This is a genomic window from Streptomyces sp. NPDC087845 (genome assembly GCF_044742755.1).
GTDB lineage: Bacteria > Actinomycetota > Actinomycetes > Streptomycetales > Streptomycetaceae > Streptomyces.
In genome coordinates, this window is the sequence record NZ_JBIUVC010000012.1 from 26,076 (window position 1) to 43,646 (window position 17,571).

Below are 17,571 nucleotides of genomic sequence, written 5' to 3' on the forward strand. Positions count from 1 at the left end.
CTGTGACCGGCGAACCGCGTACTTGAGGTTGCGGGCACTCGGTTGGTCGTCGAGGTTGTCTGGGGCAAGGTGTCGAACAACGCTGAGGAGGTAGTCCAGGCCGTCCTGGACGGGCGGGAAGTGCACGCCCCGGCCCCCGCCTCACTCTCCGTCGCTGAGCGTCACTCTAATTGCAGAGAGTTACTTGCCGCTTCGAGGCAGCTTCGGGAGAACAGGGCACACGCGGCGGCGGCGGGCCCGGGCCTCGCTGCTTGTGGGATCAGGATCAGACCGAGGCTGTGCGCGCGGTATGCCGGTCTCGGTGAGCCGCCCGCCGACGCCTTCGGGCTGGCCGGGAGACCTCGCGGCCAGGATGTCTCGCTGCACCAGCCCGATCGCGTCATGTGAGGCGTCGATCCCCGCTGAGACCCGCCAGGATTCAGGGCGACCAGAAAACTCTTCGTCTCACCTCGCCTCACACATCTCTCACAAACGAGAGCGCACGGGAGCACGCGAGAGCCTCTGACCTGGATAATCGCTGTCGCCACGGACCACGGCGGATCAGGTGGACATTACATAGGCTAGGGAGCATGGCCTACGAGATTCCGGTGACGCAAGCCCGAGCTGAGCTCGCCGAACTGATCAACCGTGTCGTCTACGGCGGCGAGCGAGTGGTCGTGACGCGGCACGGCAAGCCGCTCGTGGCGCTTGTTTCCGCTGCTGACCTGGAGCGACTCGAAAACGACGGCGCGGCTGCCGAGGAGCAGGTGATCAGCTCGGTCTCCTCGATCGGCTCCTCGGTGTCCGCTCCCGGCGAACGGCGGCGCTTCGGCATCGCGGCGGAACACCGCGGGCATCGCGAGCCGGGCAGCTGAGCGCCCCCGACGGCCCGCAACGCGGAAATGCCGTGCCCCGCGTCCGCCGCGGACGGGGGCGCGGCATGCGTGCACGGAGCGCTGGGCCGCCGAGTCGCCAGGGGCGGCTCCGGAGTGCCGGGCGCGGGTGCGGCCGGAGGGCGGGCCCGGCGTCGGCCGCCGATGAGAAGCGCCGGCAGTCCGGGTGTCCCACGGTGTGAGCGTGAACAGCGCGCCGAACGCACCGCTGCCGTCGCCGTCCAAGAAGGCGACCGGCCGCAGTGCCGGCCGCGGTGGTGAGCCGCCCGCGCCCGGCGGCATCGGCTGCCCGATCGTGCCGATCGGCCGGGGCGGCGGTTCGGGCGCGACGGTGGCGCCGGAGAACGGGTTTCCGGGCAGCGCCAGGGCGCCGAGGCCGGAACCGAGCGGCCCGATCGGTGCGGCGAACCCTGCCACTGTGCCGCCGATGGCCGGCCCGGTGAGCCCGAGCGCCCCCGCCTCGGCCCGCCCGATGTCCATGGATCTGCAAAAGGTCAGTTAACGCGCCGAAAAAACTTCGGCTCTAACGTGCAATACCTTGCCGCGGGACACCCGTTCGGAGTTCAACAGTCTGTTGAGGACGACTAATGTCTCGCTGCGTCCAGGACCGGTACTGGGCACGCGACTGTGAGGTGGAAGCATGCAACTGACCCCGCATGAGCAGGAACGTTTGCTCATCCATGTTGCTGCCGATGTGGCGCAGAAGCGCAGGGCGCGCGGACTGCGGCTCAACCACCCCGAGGCGGTCGCCCTGATCACCGCGCATCTGCTGGAGGGCGCCCGTGACGGCCGTACGGTCTCCGAACTGATGGCATCGGGCCGCAAGGTGCTCTCCCGTGACGACGTCATGGACGGGGTGTCCGAGATGATCCACGACGTCCAGGTCGAGGCCACCTTCCCGGACGGCACCAAGCTCGTCACCGTCCACGAGCCGATCGTCTGACGGGGGGCGTCACCGATGATTCCCGGAGAGATCCTGTACGCGGACGGGCCCGTGCCGTTCAACGAGGGCCGCCCCGTCACCCGCCTCACCGTTCTCAACGCCGCCGACCGGCCCGTTCAGGTCGGTTCGCACTACCACTTCGCCGAGGCCAACCCCGGTCTGGAATTCGACCGTTCGGCCGCCCACGGCCTGCGGCTGAACATCCCCGCCGGGACCGCCGTCCGCTTCGAACCCGGCATACCCGTCGACATCGAACTCGTCCCCCTCGCCGGACGGCGCATCGTCCCCGGCCTGCGCGGCGAGACCGGAGGTGCCCTCGATGGCTGAACTCGACCGCGCCGTCCACGCCGATCTGTTCGGCCCCACGACCGGCGACCGTATCCGGCTCGCCGACACGGATCTGCTCGTCGAGATCGAGGAGGACCGCTCGGGCGGCCCCGGACTCGCGGGCGACGAGGCGGTGTTCGGCGGTGGCAAGGTCCTCCGCGAATCGATGGGCCAGGCCCGCACCACGCGCGCCGAGGGCGCCCCGGACACCGTCGTCACCGGCGCCGTGATCATCGACCACTGGGGCATAGTCAAGGCGGACATCGGCATCCGCGACGGCCGGATCACCGGGATCGGCAAGGCCGGAAACCCGGACACCATGGACGGCGTCCACCCCGATCTGGTCGTCGGCCCCGAGACCGAGATCATCGCGGGCAACGGCAAGTTCCTCACCGCGGGCGCCATCGACGCCCATGTTCACTTCATCTCGCCGACCCTGATCGACCAGGCGCTCTCCTCCGGGATCACCACCCTGGTCGGCGGCGGCACCGGACCGGCCGAGGGCACCAAGGCCACCACCATCACCCCGGGGCCGTGGCACCTTGCCCGGATGTTCGAGGCGCTGGAGGCGTATCCCGTCAACATCGGTCTGCTCGGCAAGGGCAACACGATGTCGCGCGAGGCCATGCACTCCCAACTCCGCGCCGGTGCGCTCGGGTTCAAGATCCATGAGGACTGGGGCGCCACCCCCGCCGTCATCGACGCCTGCCTGAGCGTCTGCGAGGAGACGGGCGCCCAGCTCGCCATCCACACCGACACCCTCAACGAGGCCGGCTTCGTCGCCGACACCCTGGCCGCCATCGCCGGGCGCTCCCTCCACGCGTACCACACCGAGGGCGCGGGTGGCGGGCACGCCCCGGACATCATCGGCGTCGTCTCGGAGCCGTACGTGCTGCCGAGTTCGACCAACCCGACGCGACCGCACACCGTCAACACCATCGAGGAACACCTCGACATGCTGATGGTCTGCCACCATCTCAACCCCGCCGTGCCGGAGGATCTCGCCTTCGCCGAGTCGCGGATCCGGCCGTCCACCATCGCGGCCGAGGACATCCTCCACGACCTCGGTGCCATCTCGATCATCTCGTCCGACTCCCAGGCGATGGGCCGCATCGGCGAGGTCGTCCTGCGCACCTGGCAGACCGCCCATGTGATGAAGAAGCGCCGCGGTGCACTGCCCGGAGACGGGCGGGCCGACAACCACCGAGTGCGTCGCTACGTCGCCAAATACACCATCAATCCGGCGGTCGCCCAAGGGCTCGACCAGGAGATCGGTTCGGTGGAGCGAGGCAAACTCGCCGATCTGGTGCTGTGGGAACCGGCATTCTTCGGAGTCAAGCCGCAGACCGTCATCAAGGGCGGCCAGATCGCGTACGCGCAGATGGGCGATGCCAACGCCTCCATACCGACCCCGCAACCGATGCTGCCCCGCCCGATGTTCGGCGCGGTCGGACGTTCCCCCGCGGCCAACTCGCTCAACTTCGTGGCGAGCGCGGCCATCCAGGACAGGCTGCCCGAACGCCTCGGCCTCGGGAAGCCGTTCGTGCCGATCACCAGCACGCGCGGGGTCACCAAGGCCGACATGCGGGAGAACGACGCACTGCCGCAGGTCCATGTCGACCCCGACAGCTTCGCCGTGACGATCGACGGCGAACCGGTCGAACCGGCACCGGCCGCCGAACTCCCCATGGCCCAACGTTACTTCCTCTTCTGATGCGGACCCGTCGATGAGCCGCGCGGCTCTGCTCGTCCTCGCCGACGGCCGGTTCCCCGCCGGTGGCCACGCCCACTCCGGCGGCGCCGAACCGGCCGTGAAGGAAGGGCGCATCCGCAACGCCGAGGACCTCGCCGCATTCTGCCGGGGCCGCCTGCACACCACCGGGCTCACGGCTGCCGCGCTCGCCGCGGCGGCCGCCCACGGACACGACCCGATCGCGCTCGACGAGGCCGCCGACGCCCGTACCCCGTCACCCGCCCTGCGGGCCGTCGCGCGCAGGCTCGGCCGGCAGCTGATGCGGGCCGCCCGCGCCACCTGGCCCAGCCCGGAACTGGCCGCGCTGGCCCGAGCCCGGCCGCGCGGCGCGCACCAGCCCGTCGTCCTCGGCCTCACCGCCCGCGCGGCGGGACTCGGGCCCGCGGACGCCGCGCACTGCGTCGCGTACGAAACCGTCAGCGGACCGGCCACCGCCGTCGTCCGGCTGCTCTCGCTCGACCCCTTCGAGGCCACCGCCGTCCTCGCCCGCCTCGCACCCGAACTCGACCGGGTCGCCGAACAGGCCGCCGTCGCCGCGCACGGCACCATCGACGCGCTCCCCGCCGCCTCCGCCCCGCTCCTCGACATCACCGCAGAGGCACATGCGGCCTGGCCGGTTCGCCTGTTCGCCTCGTAAACCCGCAAGAACCAGGAGTCGAACCCCATGCACCTCGACCACGACCAGCACGGCCCCGCCGCCGTGAGCGCCGACGCCGCCCGCCCCGACGGCACCCGCCGCGCCCTGCGCATCGGGCTCGGCGGGCCGGTCGGTTCCGGCAAGACCGCGACCGTCGCCGCCCTCTGCCGGGCCCTGCGCGACCAGCTCTCCCTCGCCGTGGTCACCAACGACATCTACACCCGGGAGGACGCCGCCTTCCTGCTGCGCCACGCCGTCCTGCCGCCCGAGCGCATCCAGGCCGTGGAGACCGGCGCCTGCCCCCACACCGCGATCCGGGACGACATCTCCGCCAACCTCGAAGCCGTGGAGGACCTGGAGGACACCGTCGGGCCACTCGATCTGATCCTGGTCGAATCCGGTGGTGACAACCTCACCGCCACCTTCTCCAAGGGGCTGGTCGACGCCCAGATCTTCGTCATCGACGTGGCGGGCGGCGACGACATCCCGCGCAAGGGAGGGCCCGGCGTCACCACCTCCGACCTGCTCGTCATCAACAAGACCGACCTCGCCCCCTACGTCGGCTCCGACCTCGGACGGATGGCCCACGACGCCGCACGGCAGCGCGGCCCGCTCCCCGTCGCCTTCACCTCGCTCACCTCCGAGGAAGGCGTGGGGCCGGTCGTCGACTGGGTGCGGGGGCAGCTCGCCGCCTGGACCGCATGAGCGTCCAGGCCACCGCCCGGATCACCGCGGTCCTCGACAGCCGGGGCGTCACCGCGCTCCCCGTGCTGGAGAGCGACGGACCGCTCGCACTGCGCCGGACCCGGGCCGTGAACGGCCCGTACGCCCGTGTCACCGTCGTCGGCGCCATGAGCGCACCGCTCGGCGGCGACCGGCTCGCCATCGAGGCGCGGGCCGACGACGGCGCCCGGCTCACCGTCGACTCGGCGGCCGCGACCGTCGCTCTGCCGGGCCCGGGGCCGGCCGCCGGACCCGCCACGTACGACATCGAGTTGAGCGCGGGGGAGGGGGCCGAGCTCCGCTGGCTGCCGGAGCAGCTCGTCTCGGCGCACGGCAGCGCCCTGCGCATGACCACACGGGTCGAACTCGCCCCCACCGCACGGCTGGTGCTGCGCGAGGAGCAGATCCTCGGCCGCCACGGCGAGAGCACCGGCACGCTCGGCAGCCGCCTCACGGTGCATCGCGCCGGCCGTCCGCTCATCGACCAGCAGGTGGCGTACGGGCCGGGAGCACCCGGCGGCTGGGACGGCGCGGCCGTCCTGGGCGGCCACCGGGCCGTCGGACAACTCCTCGTCGTCGACCCGTCGTTCGCCGAGAAGTGCCCAGAAGTGCGGCTGCTGGGCCCGACCGCCGTCCTCACTCCGCTCGCCGGCCCGGCCGTGCTGGTGACAGCGGTCGCCCCCGATGCGCGCCTGCTGCGCAGGGTCCTGGACGAGGCGCTGAACGACGTACTCGACGCCCGGACGGGCTGAACACCGCTCAGCGGGACACGGGTGTCCGGTTATCGATTCGGTAAAGAAGTGGGTGCGTGGCCTGTTCTCAGGAACCTCACAGACGACAGGATCCGCAAGAGGTCCCGAATGAATCGCGCCACCACCGGTGGCGCTTCAGATATGGGGGAGGTTCCACTTGAGACGCACAGCAGTGCTCGGCTCGGCCGGCGCTCTGATCGCGGGCACGCTCATCGCGGGCGCGGTAACCGCACCGGCGGCCACTGCCGAAAGCCGTCACCACCACGGTTCCGAGGCGCGTGGCGTTCAGGTCGCCGCGGCACGGGCGGCCAGGTCCGGCATCGACTGGAAGGACTGTCCGGCCGACTGGGCCATAGCCAAGCCGATCCAGTGCGGCTGGGTGACCGTGCCGCTCGACTACGCCAGGCCCGACGGCAAGCAGATCAAGCTCGCCGTCGACCGGCACGTCAGCACCGGCACGAAGGGCGAGCGACAGGGCGCCCTGCTCTACAACCCGGGCGGCCCCGGCGGTTCGGGCATGGCGTTCCCGAAGCGCATCATCAACAAGAACGCGGTCTGGGCGAACGCGGCGAAGGCCTACGACTTCGTGGGCTTCGACCCGCGGGGCGTCGGCCACTCCGCGCCGATCTCCTGCGTCGACCCCCAGGAGTACGTCAAGGCCCCGAAGGCCGACCCCGTGCCCGACTCCGAGGCCGACAAGCGTGCCCAGCGCAAGCTCGCCGCCGCGTACGCGGACGGCTGCGCCGAGCGCAGCGGCGACATGCTGCCGCACATGACCACGCCCAACACCGCACGCGACCTGGATGTCATCCGCGCCGCCCTCGGCGAGAAGAAGCTCAACTACCTGGGCGTCTCCTACGGCACCTATCTCGGCGCGGTCTACGGCACGCTCTTCCCGGACCACGTCCGCCGCATGGTCGTCGACAGCGTCGTCGACCCGTCGAAGGACAACATCTGGTACCAGAGCAACCTCAACCAGGACATCGCCTTCCAGGGGCGCTGGGACGACTGGAAGGCATGGGTCGCCAAGAACGACTCCGCCTTCCACATCGGCGACACCCCGGAGAAGGTCGAGCAGGCGTGGCTGACGCTGCGCGCCGCCGCCAAGAAGAACCCGATCGGTGGCGTCGTCGGCCCCGCCGAGCTCATCGGCTTCTTCCAGAACGCGCCGTACTACGACTCCACCTGGGCGCTCGTCGCCCAGACCTGGAGCGACTACCGGGGCGGTGACACCCAGGCACTGGTCGACGCCGCGGGCCCGGACATGTCGGACACCGCGGGGAACATCTCCTCGGAGAACGGCAACGCCGTGTACACGGCCATCGAGTGCGCGGACGCCAAGTGGCCCACCAGCTGGCAGAAGTGGGACCGCGACAACACCCGGCTGCACAGGGACCACCCGTTCATGACATGGGCGAACGCCTGGATGAACCTGCCCTGCGCGACCTGGTCCACCAAGCAGCAGACCCCGCTGAACGTCAAGACCGGCAAGGGCCTGCCGCCGGTGCTGATCGTGCAGTCCACGCGTGACGCGGCCACCCCGTACAAGGGTGCCGTCGAACTGCACAAGCGTTTCAAGGGCTCGCGCCTCATCACGGAGCGGGACGCCGGTTCGCACGGTGTCACCGGTCTGGTCAACCCCTGCATCAACGAGCGGGTGGACACCTACCTGCTCACGGGCAGGACCGACCGCAGTGACGTGACGTGCGCTCCGCACGCCACACCGACGCCGTAGCGGTCGTACTCCACGGGCACGGGCGGCCGGCGGCTTCGCGCCACCGGCCGCCCGTTCTCGCGTACGGGCTTGCGTCTCACGCCCGGCGGTCGTACGCCTCCAGCCAGGCGTCCTCCGCCGCGTAGTCGAAGAGCTTCTCCCCGTACGCCCGCAGCATGACGGGAAATGCCTCCCTCCAGTCCCTGCCCTTCAGCTGCGCGCCGATCCACTCGACCGTCTTCGGAAGCGACTCCGCGTAACCCGTCACCGGCCGGTACCCGAGCTCCCGCTCGGCTGCCGTCATGTCGTACACGATGGGGTGGGGGGTGCTCCACGGGGTCGAGCCGACGCCGTCCTCCCCGGGCGCGCCCGCCATCAGTACGGTCTCGGTGCTCCGGCCGAGCACCGCGTCGACGGCCTCGCCGATCTCCACGACCGTCGGTGCCTGCGGATCCCCGGCGTTGAGCACCCGCGAACCGGGCCGCCCGGCGGCGAGCCGGATCAACTCGGCCAGGTTGGAGGAGTGAACAGGATGGAATCGGGACGAACCGCCGTACGAAAGCACCCGTCGCCCCCGGCCGTCCAGGAGCCGCTTCACGAACCACAGCTCGCGGGGAGAGCGGCAGTACGTGCCGTGAATCGCCCCCGCGCGCAACAGCGTCACCGGCAGCGCGTCCCCCGCCGCCAGCAGATCCCGCTCCAGCTGTATCTTCCGCGTCCCGTACGTGGCATCGCCGGCCGAAACGGTGCGCTGCGTCTCCGGGATCGGCACGGGGTAGCGCGGGGCTCCGCCGGGCTCGCCCTGCGTGTCGAAGCTGTGCCCCTGATCGTCCTCGTACACCGCACCGCTGGAGACGACCACCGCCGAACCGATCCGGTCCGCCAGGCCGGTCAACTGCCTGGCGTGGTCCGCGCCGTACGCCACCATGTCGACCAGTACGTCACAACCGTCTCCCAGCGCGGCCGCGAGCGCCCCGTCCTCGTCCCGGTCGAGAGCCGTCGTGCGCACCGCACCGTCCCACCGTGTGTCCCGGCCGCCGCCGCGGGAGGCGGCCGTCACCTCCCAGCCGTCGTCGACGAGCGCCCGCACAGCGGCTCGCCCGATCTGTCCCGTCGCTCCCAGAACCCATGCGTTTCCCTTGGTCATGACAGGCACGCTAGAGCCGGGGCCGCGGTCCGGAACAGCGGAGTTCACCCTGTGCGGATCAGCCCTCAGCGTCGCAGTTTCGGGAACTTCCGCGACTGCCCGGCCTGTTCCGCCTGCGCCGCCTTCACCTTGGCCGCGTACTCGTCGACGTACTCCTGCCCGGAGAGGGTGAGGATCGCGTACATGATCTCGTCGGTGACGGCCCGGATCGCCGCCCTCTGGTTCTCCAGGCCGGCGTAGCGGGAGAAGTCCAGCGGCTCACCGAAGCGGATGGTGACCCGTTTGATGCGCGGCACGGCCTGTCCCGGGGGCTGGATCTCGAAGGTGCCGACCATCGCGCACGGCACCACCGGTACCCGCGCCGTGATCGCCATGACGGCCACGCCGACCTTGCCCTTGTAGAGCCGGCCGTCATGCGAACGGGTGCCCTCCGGATAGATCCCCAGCAGCTCGCCCCTGCTCAGCACCCCGAGCCCTTCGCGGATCGCCGCCCGTCCCGCGTCCTTGCCGGACCGGTCCACCGGAATCTGCCCGATGCTGCGGAAGAAGGCCGCGGTCAGCCGCCCCTTCACGCCCGATCCGGTGAAGTACTCGGCCTTGGCGAGGAACGTGATGCGCCGTCTGAGGATCGCGGGCATCAGGAAATGGTCGGAGAACGACAGATGGTTGCCGGCGACGATGGCGGCGCCGTCCTCCGGGACGTGCTCCAGACCCTCGATCCTGGGGCGGAAGAACAGCCGGAGAAGCGGCCCGAGAACGACGTATTTGAGCACGTAATAGAACACGGGGCGGCTCCTAGCCCTGTCGGATCGGTTCCAGTGCTGCGTTCTGCGAGGTCAGCACACAACTCGCGGGAGGGCAGCCTATGCGCCGCCGTCGTCCTGTGTAACCGTCTTCGGGCGGGTCGATGCCGACGTCTTTACGACGTTGTGGGCCCCGGCATCGCGCGGGCGTCGAGCGCTCCCGCGATCCCGACGGGCGCCGAAGGGCACCGCTCGGTGAGCTCGCCGCCGGAGTCGGCCCGCGGCGCCGTCGACGGGCGCGACGGTCACCGGGGCCGTCACCCACGGCCGGTCCGGGCACGATCACCCCGCGGGTGCGGGCCGAGAGCGCCCGGGGGCGGTACGGAGCGACTTCGCCGGCCCCAGAGGCGGCGGGTCCCCGGGCGCCTCCCGCCGCAGGAACGTCCGCCGCCGGTGCCTGCCCGAGTGCGGCGGATCCCCCTTCGGACGCGCCCGCCCCGGCTCTCTCACCGCCCGCGGCCGTGCGGGTCGGGGTCCGGGTATCTCGACCCGCACCACTGCGCCGTCCCCGTCGGGGTCCCGCCGCCCGTGGTCAGTCCTTCAGGTGCTCCAGGATCCGGTGCATCCCGCTGTTCCAGTTCTCCTTGAGTGCCGCGACGGCCGCGTCGAGGTCGCCGCGCTGCAGGCACTCGGCGATCCGCTCGTGCTCCACCGCCGAACGCTCCAGGATGTCCTGGTCGCCCAGGGCCACCCGCTCGTAGCGGTGCATCGTCACCTTCAGGGAGGTGATCAGCTTCATCAGGCGGTTGTTCGTGCAGCCGGACAGGAGCAGGTCGTGCCACGCGTCGTCGTAACGCTCTATGACGTCGTGCGGGGCCTGTGGGGCCGAGAACGCGCGCGCCTCCTCAAGGAGGCGGGGGGCTGTCGCCGCCAGGTGCTCGGGATCGCTGGACTCCAGGGCGAGCGCCTCCAGCGTCGCGACGATCGCGGACAGGTCACGGAACTCCTGCGCGCTGAGCGGTGTGAAGCGGAAGCCCTTGCCGCGCTCGCTGGTGATGACGCCCTCGCGCTCCAGCGTGATCAGTGCCTCGCGCAGCGGCGTACGGCTGACGCCGAGTTCGGTGGCGAGCTGCCCCTCGTTGATCGGTTCGCTGGTCGCGATCGTGCCGCGCCCGAGGCGCTTGATCAGTTCCTCCTTGACCTGTTCGCGCAGCGGGCGGTTTTCGATTGGCATCTGAGGCTGCCCTCCCCTTCGGTCCGGTCGATTATCCGCTACCGGCGGGTCACGCGGTACCGGCGCCGTCGACCGGGATGATCGCTCCGCTCAGGAACGCCGAGGCGTCGGAGGCGAGGAACGCCACGGTCTGGGCGATGTCGCGGGGCTGCCCGATCCGGCCGAGCGGCCGGTCGGCGGCGTCGGCGTAGAACGCGTCGGAGCTCTCGCCGAGTTGGCGGGCCTCCTCGGCGAGCATCCCGGTCGCCGTGTCACCGGGGCAGACACAGTTGACGCGGATGTGGTCGGGGCCGTGGTCGATGGCCATGGCGCGGGTCATGTTGACGACGGCGCCCTTCGACGCGCAGTACGAGACGGCCCGGCCGCCGCCGCGGATGCCCCATCCGGAGCCGGTGTTGATGACGGAGCCGCCGCCCCGGGCAGCCATCCCCGGGATCACGAGGCGGCTCATCAGCATCACCGAGCGGATGTTCACGGCCATCACCAGGTCCCAGTCGTCCTCGGTGATCTCGCAGACCGTGGAGCGGCGGATGATGCCGGCGTTGTTGAAGAGGACGTCCACGCCGCCGAACTGCTCCTGCGCCGTGCGCACGACGGCCTCGCAGTCCTCGCGCCGTGACACGTCGCAGCGGACGAAGGCCCCTCCGGTGTCCTTCGCGGTGCGCTCGCCGCCGTCCGTGTCGATGTCGGCGATCACCACGCGGGCGCCGAGCTCCGCGAGGAGCTGGGCGGTGGCGCGGCCGATTCCGGCTCCGCCGCCGGTCACGATGGCGCGCTTGCCGTCAAGGGAGATCATCTGGGGCTCCTTCTGGGGGTAGGGGGAGGTGTGAGGGGTCATCCGGCCAGGCGGTACAGGGATGTGTGCCGCCTGCCGGTGATGACGGGGAGGTGACCGGACAGCTCCGCGTCGAGCGCGTCGTCCCCGGTGTCGAGGAGAAGAGGGCGGCCGCCGAGCGCGGCCAGTTTCTGTTCGGTGCACAGCACGAGCAGGCGCTCGCGGCCGCCCGCCGCGCGCAGGACGCGCGGCGAGATCTGCTGGTTGCCGCGGCCGAGGAGGAAGCCCTGGCCGCCGATGGGGGAGAGGGCGATCCAGGCCGGGCCGATGGAGAGGAGGGCGTCCTCGCCCGCGTCGCGGGCCACGATGCCTGGCAGATGGCCGGGCCGCAGGCGGAGCACATCGACCCCCGTGAGGGAGACGTCCGCGCCGAGCGCCGCCGCGACCGCCCGGGTGGTGCTGCCCGGGCCGAGCACGAGCAGCCCGTCCCCGACGCGCTCGGCGACGTCGGCCGCGATGCCGCCGACCGCCTCGGGTGCGGTGGCGGTGCTGCCGGTCTTGCGCTGCTGTACGCGGACCGGCACGTCGGGGACGGGCAGCCATCCGAAGAGCCGGGAGGTGACGCGGCCCCCGCTCAGGGCGTCCTCGTCCCGGTCCATCACCTCGGCGTCCCGCAGCCGGACGGTGCTCCTGCGGTCCAGCCACGCAGCCGCGACCTCACCCGCGGCGCGCGGACCGACGGCGAAGACCGCCGAGTGCATCTTCACACCGGTCGGAACGCCGAGGACCGGGCAGGGCGCGTCGCCCAGGGCGCCGAGCACGTCGCGCGCGGTGCCGTCGCCGCCGGCGAAGAGCAGGAGGTCGACGCCCTCGGCGACGACGGCCCGCACCGCGGCGGCCGTGTCCGCGGCCGAGGTGTCCCGCCCGGCTTCCGCGGTGTACACGACCCGCCCCGCAAGCCCCGCGGCGGCTACGGAGTCGGCGCCCAGGGGGCCGGCGGCGGTGACGACGAGGAGCCCGGAGTCCGGCGGGTGACCGGCCGGGGCCTCGGCCGCCGCCGCGGCCCGCGTGCCGCTGAACCCGTTCGGTGCGGGATCCCCGGTGGCGTCGGCCCGGCGGCCGGACGCGGCGTGCGGCGGGCGCCCCCGCGCGGCTGCGGGGACGTGCGCCGTGCCCTTCGACGCCTCGGGACGCCCGTCCGGCGCGGAGGCCGTCGAAGCGGTGGCCTCCTGTGCGCGCCGACCGGACGCGGGGTGCGCCGCCGCGTCCGGCCCGCCGCCCCGACCGTCCCGCGCAGGACACCCGTGCTCCGCCAACTGCCCTGCACGAGCAGCCAGTTCACCCAGAGCCGCAGCGGCGCGCGCTCCCGCCGAGGGACGTGCGCCCAGCGCGAGCGCCACGCGGGGCCGGTCCGGGCCGTCGGTGCCGCCCAGGCCCACCCGGCCGCCGAGACCGGCGACCGGGTTGACCACCAGGCCGATCCTCCTCACCGGCCGGCCTCACCGAGCACCTTGCGGCGGTAGGCGCGCCAGGAGACCGCCCAGGTCGCCGGGGAGTCCAGGGCTTCCGGGCGGACCCGGTGGATGGTCGAGCGGTGCGGCGCCGTGCGCACGGTCTCCGGGTCCTCGTACGCCTCACGGGCGATCTCCGCGAGGATCGCCGCGTACTCGTCGAGGTCGGCGCGCGTGTAGGACTCGGTCGGCTCCAGTGTCATGGGTTCCGGCACGATGTACGGGTGGTGGCTGGTCCAGTAGTGCGTACCGAAGTCCGCGGCGCGCAGGCCGATGTCCTCCGAGTGCAGGCCGGTGTCCTCGTGCAGCTTCTCCCAGCTGTAGCGGACCTGCTCGACGCGCGGGCGCCCCGCCGCGTAGGGGATGGAGACGCCCGGGATCTGCCGGACCTTGTGGAGCAGGTAGTTGTTGTTGAGGACGGCCGTCTCGGCGGCGGCCCGCAGGCCCTGTGCGCCGAGCGACATGATCCAGGCGTAGGCGCGGACCAGGTTCGGCACGACGCCGTAGAACGGCCGCATCTTGCCGACCGACTCGGGCCGGTCGTCGTCCAGGCGGTACGTCGAACCGTCGAACTCGACGGTGGGGCGCGGAAGATAGGGGGCGAGGTCCGCGGAGACCGCGCACGCGCCGGCCGCCGGGCCACCGCAGGCGTGCGGCGTCGAGAACGTCTTGTGCAGATTGAAGTGGCACAGGTCGAAGCCCGCGTCCCGGGCGCGCGTGATGCCGAGGATGCCGTTCGCGTTGGCCTGGTCGTACGAGCACAGGCCGCCCGCCTCGTGCACGATCCGGACGAACTCCTCGATGCGCGGGTTGTAGATGCCCGTGTCCTCGGGGTTCGTGATGAGGAGTGCCGCCGTGCGGGGGCCGACCGCCGCCTTGAGGGCCTCGATGTCCGGGTAGCCGTCCGCGTCCGGGTGGAGCGTGATGACCTTGAAGCCCGCCGTCTTCGCACAGGCCGCGTTCGACGGGTGGGAGAAGATCGTCGTGATGACCTCGTCGCGCTCCTCCAGCTCGCCGCGCGCGGCGAAGTAGGCGCGGATCATCGCGACGTTCGTGTAGATCGCGGCGGATCCGGCGCCCGGCTGGAGCGAGACCCGGTCCATCCCGGAGATCTCCTTCAGGAGCTGCTCCAGGCCGTGGATGATCCCGAGGACGCCCTGGACCGTGTCCTCGTCCTGGAGCGGGTGCAGCGCCGCGATGCGCGGGTCGCGGACGAACTGGTCGTTGACCTTGGGGCTGTACTTCATGGTGCAGGTGCCCTGGCCGACGTCGATGTTGAGATCGGCGCCCAGATTCTCCTGCGAGAGGCGCAAGTAGTGGCGCAGGACCTGCTGTTGGGACAGCTCCGGCAGCGCGGGAGGTTCTGCGCGGCGCAGGGCGGCGGGAATCTCGGCCTTCCCGATGGACGGGTCCGCGACCGGTACGAGGACGCCGCGCTCGCCCGGCGAACCGAGCTCGAAGATCAGCTTCTCGTCCCAGGACGCCTGCTGGAACCGGCGCAGGCGCGGCTTGCCGGCGATACGCGCTTCCTCGGGGGAGACGGACACGGGTGTGTGCGGGGCGGTCACTTGACGATCTCCTCCAGGGTCGCGGCGAGCCGGTCGATGTCGGCCTTGGTGTGGACTTCGGTGACGCAGTACGCGGCCTCGTGCTCGCCGGTCGGTACGCCGCCGAAGATGCCCCGCTCCTTCAGGCCGGCGCGGATCTCGGCGGCGGTCCGGCCGCCCGTGTAGCGGACGGTGAAGTCGGCGAAGTGCAGGGCGCCGCCGTACGGGACCTCGATGCCGGGTACCTCGGCGAGGCGCCGGCGGGCGTACGCGGTGAGCGCGAGGATCGTGTCGCCGATCTCCCGCATGCCCTGCGGTCCCATCAGCGCGAGATAGACCCCGGCCCCGATGCCGTGCAGCGCGGCGGCGGTGCCGACCCACTCCTTGCCCTCCTCGCGCAGCGCGAACGACGTCCGCTCGTAGGCGACGTCGCCGAAGCCGTACTCGCCCTCGACGGTCGTCGGCACCAGGCCGAACAGGCGTGACGGGTACTCGGCGACCAGCGCCTCCTCGTCGCGCGTGGCGATGAAGCCCGCGTTGGCGCCGCCGAAGCTCTGGTGGAGGCCGAGCGGCTGGATGTCGCCGCACGCGATGTCGGCGCCGTACGCGGAGGGTGGTGCGAGCACGCCGAGCGTCAGCGGATTGCAGCCCACGACGAACAACGCCCCTGCTTCGTGGGCGAGTTCGGCGAGGCGGGGCAGTGCCTCGTCGACGATGCCGAGCGCGGAGGGTGTGTCCGCGTACACCGCCGCCGTGTCGCCGGCGCCGAGTGCTTCACGCACCGCGTGAAGGTCGGCGCAGCCGGTGTCCGGGTCGACCGGGACCACCGTCACGTCGTGATCGGGCCGCACGTAGTCGCGGATGCGGGAGAGCTTGTCGTTGTCGATCGCGGTGGCGACGAGCACGCGGCGGCGGCCCGTGATCCGGCCGGCCATGCGCAGGGCGGTTCCCGAGGCCTGGAAGCCGTCGTACACCGGGACGTTGACGATCTCGACGTCGAGCAGTTCGGCCATCATCGACTGGTACTCCCACAGCGCCTGGAAGCGGCCGTGGTCCTCGTAGGGCTCGCCCGCGTACGCCGTGAGGAACTCGCTGCGATTGACCACCTCGTCCACGACCGCCGGGACGTGGTGCTGGTAGCAGCCGGAGCCGAGAAAGCTCAGTGCCTGCCGCGTCGAGGTGTTGCGGCCGAGGAACTCCTCCATGTGGCGGGTGAGTTCGGCCTCCGAGCGCAGCGGGGCCGGCAGGTCGAGGGGGCGGTGCAGCCGGATGCCGTCCGGGATGTCGGCGTAGAAGTCCTCGACGCTCGACGCGCCGATCTCGTCGAGCATCGCCTGCCGCACGGCCGGGACCGCGTTCGGGATGTAGGGGTGGGTGCAGGGGGGGACGGAGTCCTGGGGTGACGTCATGCCGCGCCTTTCGCGTGAGCCGACTCGGTCAGGTCAGTCATGAACCACAGCAGCAAAAGTCTTTGGGTGTACACCTCTTGACGGCGGGCTCCGTCATTCAGTGTTCTGAATACAGCATTAGGCATTCAGGCTCCAGGAGGCAAGAGTGTCAACAAGGCCCACCCGACGGGTAGTTCTGGCCACGGGTATTGCGACCGCGGCATCGTCGCTGGTCAGCGGATGTGCCATGGGCGGCACGGGCGGCGGGGTCGCCCGCGGCATCGGCGGCGGGAAGGACGACGGGGGCAAGGTCGGCGGCAGGATCACCGTCTGGTCGTGGGACGTGGCCGCCAAGGCCATGAAGCGCTTCGCCCGCGCCTTCGAGGAGCGCCACTCCGGCACCACCGTCGATGTCGTCGACATCGGCTACGACAACGCCTACGACAAGATCACCGTGGGCTTGCGCGGCGGTTCGGGCCTCGCGGACGTCCTCACGGTCGAAGGCAGCCACATGCCGCGCTACATCGGCAACTTCCCGAGCGGCTTCTACGACCTGACGAGCCTCGGCGGCCGCTACGGAGGCGACTTCGACCGCGCCGCGTGGCGCACGGTCACCGGCAAGAACAGTGCGGTCTTCGCCCTGCCCTGGGACATCGGCCCCTGCGCGCTCTACTACCGCACGGACCACTTCCGCGCCGCCGGAGCCGACCCCAAGTCGTTGCTTACCTGGGACGACTACGTGGCGGCGGGCGTCCGCATCAAGAAGGCCACCGGTCGCAAGCTGCTCATCATGGATTCCACGGACGCCGGGATCCTGCCGATGCTGCTCCAGCAGCAGGGCCAGTACTACTTCAAGGGTGGCCGGGTCGCGGTCGACACCCCGGAGGCCGTGCGGGCCCTCACCCTGATGAAGACCCTGCACGACAAGGGGCTCGTCGACTACGAGAAGGGCTGGGACGGACTTGTCACCGGCACCAAGGAGGGCAAGGCCACCACCACGCCCACCGCCGCTTGGTGGACGGGCACGCTCGCCGAGGAGATGCCCGAGCTGACGGGAAAGTTCGGGGTGGTGCCGCTGCCCGGATTCACCGCCGACGGAATCCGCACCTCGAACATCGGCGGCTCCACGCTCTGCGTCCCGGGGCAGAGCAAGAACCCCCAACTGGCCTGGGCGTTCATCGAGTTCCTGCTCACCGGCAAGGCCAACCAGGTCTCCATGCTCAAGCGCGAGGGCCTCTTCCCCGCCTATCTGCCCGCGCTCGACGACCCGTACCTGAGCGAGAGGCAGGAGTACTTCGGCGGGCAGGCGGCCCTCGACGTGTTCGCCCGGCTCGCCCGCAACATTCCGCCGGTCGAGTACAACAAGGACGATGCGAAGGCCACCGACATCATGGTCTCCGCCGTCACCGGCGTGATGCTGCGCGGCAAGGACCCGCGCGCCGCCCTGGACTCGGCCGCGCGGCAACTCGCCACGGCCACCGGCCGCGAAAGGGTGAAGTAGCCCG

The 17,571-nt window shown here is 71.3% G+C and carries 17 protein-coding genes; 10 read left to right on the plus strand and 7 right to left on the minus strand.

The genetic code is table 11. The features are described 5' to 3' along the window. Positions 1 to 569: 569 nt before the first annotated feature. From ACIOMQ_RS28105 to ACIOMQ_RS28145, 9 genes are all read left to right on the plus strand, one after another. Positions 570 to 854 carry a type II toxin-antitoxin system Phd/YefM family antitoxin gene (locus ACIOMQ_RS28105; RefSeq protein ID WP_362206218.1) on the plus strand — a complete coding sequence of 95 codons (285 nt, stop codon included), beginning with the start codon at positions 570 to 572 and terminating at the stop codon, positions 852 to 854. Positions 855 to 1,056: 202 nt separating this feature from the next. After that, the gene (locus ACIOMQ_RS28110; RefSeq protein ID WP_401266873.1) at positions 1,057 to 1,374 is read left to right on the plus strand and encodes a hypothetical protein; all 318 of its coding nucleotides are present in this window, start codon (positions 1,057 to 1,059) and stop codon (positions 1,372 to 1,374) included. Positions 1,375 to 1,512: 138 nt separating this feature from the next. Further along, positions 1,513 to 1,815 carry an urease subunit gamma gene (locus ACIOMQ_RS28115; protein WP_362206217.1) on the plus strand — a complete coding sequence of 101 codons (303 nt, stop codon included), beginning with the start codon at positions 1,513 to 1,515 and terminating at the stop codon, positions 1,813 to 1,815. Between the two features lie 15 nt (positions 1,816 to 1,830). Then, on the plus strand, positions 1,831 to 2,142 hold the full coding sequence (locus ACIOMQ_RS28120; protein ID WP_362206216.1) for an urease subunit beta: 312 nt from the start codon (positions 1,831 to 1,833) through the stop codon (positions 2,140 to 2,142). After that, positions 2,135 to 3,856 (plus strand): urease subunit alpha, encoded by a 1,722-nt coding sequence (locus ACIOMQ_RS28125; protein ID WP_401988409.1) that lies wholly within the window; start codon positions 2,135 to 2,137, stop codon positions 3,854 to 3,856. The genes ACIOMQ_RS28120 and ACIOMQ_RS28125 overlap by 8 nt, the downstream gene beginning before the upstream one ends. 13 nt (positions 3,857 to 3,869) lie before the next feature. Then, on the plus strand, positions 3,870 to 4,532 hold the full coding sequence (locus ACIOMQ_RS28130) for an urease accessory protein UreF (protein ID WP_401266879.1): 663 nt from the start codon (positions 3,870 to 3,872) through the stop codon (positions 4,530 to 4,532). Between the two features lie 27 nt (positions 4,533 to 4,559). Next, positions 4,560 to 5,237 (plus strand): urease accessory protein UreG, encoded by a 678-nt coding sequence (gene ureG, locus ACIOMQ_RS28135; RefSeq protein WP_362206213.1) that lies wholly within the window; start codon positions 4,560 to 4,562, stop codon positions 5,235 to 5,237. Further along, the gene (locus ACIOMQ_RS28140; RefSeq protein WP_401266881.1) at positions 5,234 to 6,007 is read left to right on the plus strand and encodes an urease accessory protein UreD; all 774 of its coding nucleotides are present in this window, start codon (positions 5,234 to 5,236) and stop codon (positions 6,005 to 6,007) included. The genes ureG and ACIOMQ_RS28140 overlap by 4 nt, the downstream gene beginning before the upstream one ends. A gap of 157 nt (positions 6,008 to 6,164) precedes the next feature. After that, complete coding sequence (locus ACIOMQ_RS28145; protein WP_362206211.1) at positions 6,165 to 7,742, plus strand: alpha/beta hydrolase; 1,578 nt, start codon at positions 6,165 to 6,167, stop codon at positions 7,740 to 7,742. A gap of 76 nt (positions 7,743 to 7,818) precedes the next feature. Here ACIOMQ_RS28145 and ACIOMQ_RS28150 read toward each other — a convergent pair whose 3' ends face one another. From ACIOMQ_RS28150 to gcvPA, 7 genes are all read right to left on the minus strand, one after another. After that, on the minus strand, positions 7,819 to 8,868 hold the full coding sequence (locus ACIOMQ_RS28150; RefSeq protein ID WP_402190881.1) for an NAD-dependent epimerase/dehydratase family protein: 1,050 nt from the start codon (positions 8,866 to 8,868) through the stop codon (positions 7,819 to 7,821). A gap of 65 nt (positions 8,869 to 8,933) precedes the next feature. Beyond that, on the minus strand, positions 8,934 to 9,653 hold the full coding sequence (locus ACIOMQ_RS28155) for a lysophospholipid acyltransferase family protein (RefSeq protein WP_362206209.1): 720 nt from the start codon (positions 9,651 to 9,653) through the stop codon (positions 8,934 to 8,936). Between the two features lie 550 nt (positions 9,654 to 10,203). After that, positions 10,204 to 10,845, minus strand: a complete 642-nt coding sequence (locus ACIOMQ_RS28160; protein ID WP_266363717.1) for a GntR family transcriptional regulator — start codon at positions 10,843 to 10,845, stop codon at positions 10,204 to 10,206. A 49-nt stretch (positions 10,846 to 10,894) separates the two neighbouring features. Next, entirely contained in the window at positions 10,895 to 11,641 is a 747-nt protein-coding gene (locus ACIOMQ_RS28165; RefSeq protein WP_362206208.1) for an SDR family oxidoreductase, read from the minus strand. Between the two features lie 38 nt (positions 11,642 to 11,679). Further along, a complete protein-coding gene (locus ACIOMQ_RS28170) occupies positions 11,680 to 13,110 on the minus strand; it encodes an ATP-NAD kinase family protein (RefSeq protein WP_402190884.1) in 1,431 nt (476 codons plus the stop codon). Continuing rightward, complete coding sequence (gcvPB, locus tag ACIOMQ_RS28175; RefSeq protein ID WP_362206206.1) at positions 13,107 to 14,699, minus strand: aminomethyl-transferring glycine dehydrogenase subunit GcvPB; 1,593 nt, start codon at positions 14,697 to 14,699, stop codon at positions 13,107 to 13,109. The genes ACIOMQ_RS28170 and gcvPB overlap by 4 nt, the downstream gene beginning before the upstream one ends. After that, positions 14,696 to 16,087: an aminomethyl-transferring glycine dehydrogenase subunit GcvPA gene (gcvPA, locus tag ACIOMQ_RS28180; protein ID WP_401757509.1), complete on the minus strand. Its 1,392-nt coding sequence runs from the start codon at positions 16,085 to 16,087 to the stop codon at positions 14,696 to 14,698. The genes gcvPB and gcvPA overlap by 4 nt, the downstream gene beginning before the upstream one ends. Positions 16,088 to 16,313: 226 nt before the next feature. Here gcvPA and ACIOMQ_RS28185 point away from each other — a divergent pair, with 226 nt between their 5' ends. Further along, positions 16,314 to 17,567 (plus strand): sugar ABC transporter substrate-binding protein, encoded by a 1,254-nt coding sequence (locus tag ACIOMQ_RS28185; RefSeq protein WP_362206204.1) that lies wholly within the window; start codon positions 16,314 to 16,316, stop codon positions 17,565 to 17,567. Positions 17,568 to 17,571 lie beyond the last annotated feature (4 nt).

Bases quoted from the DNA above. Each gene is read 5' to 3' on its own strand.
- ACIOMQ_RS28185 (WP_362206204.1), top strand. From the start codon at position 16,314: ATGGGCGGCACGGGCGGCGGGGTCGCCCGCGGCATCGGCGGCGGGAAG.
- ACIOMQ_RS28150 (WP_402190881.1), bottom strand. From the start codon at position 8,868: ATGACCAAGGGAAACGCATGGGTTCTGGGAGCGACGGGACAGATCGGG.
- ACIOMQ_RS28160 (WP_266363717.1), bottom strand. From the start codon at position 10,845: ATGCCAATCGAAAACCGCCCGCTGCGCGAACAGGTCAAGGAGGAACTG.
- ACIOMQ_RS28130 (WP_401266879.1), top strand. From the start codon at position 3,870: ATGAGCCGCGCGGCTCTGCTCGTCCTCGCCGACGGCCGGTTCCCCGCC.
- ACIOMQ_RS28125 (WP_401988409.1), top strand. From the start codon at position 2,135: ATGGCTGAACTCGACCGCGCCGTCCACGCCGATCTGTTCGGCCCCACG.
- gcvPA (WP_401757509.1), bottom strand. From the start codon at position 16,087: ATGACGTCACCCCAGGACTCCGTCCCCCCCTGCACCCACCCCTACATC.
- ureG (WP_362206213.1), top strand. From the start codon at position 4,560: ATGCACCTCGACCACGACCAGCACGGCCCCGCCGCCGTGAGCGCCGAC.
- ACIOMQ_RS28120 (WP_362206216.1), top strand. From the start codon at position 1,831: ATGATTCCCGGAGAGATCCTGTACGCGGACGGGCCCGTGCCGTTCAAC.
- ACIOMQ_RS28105 (WP_362206218.1), top strand. From the start codon at position 570: ATGGCCTACGAGATTCCGGTGACGCAAGCCCGAGCTGAGCTCGCCGAA.
- ACIOMQ_RS28140 (WP_401266881.1), top strand. From the start codon at position 5,234: ATGAGCGTCCAGGCCACCGCCCGGATCACCGCGGTCCTCGACAGCCGG.
- ACIOMQ_RS28115 (WP_362206217.1), top strand. From the start codon at position 1,513: ATGCAACTGACCCCGCATGAGCAGGAACGTTTGCTCATCCATGTTGCT.
- ACIOMQ_RS28165 (WP_362206208.1), bottom strand. From the start codon at position 11,641: ATGATCTCCCTTGACGGCAAGCGCGCCATCGTGACCGGCGGCGGAGCC.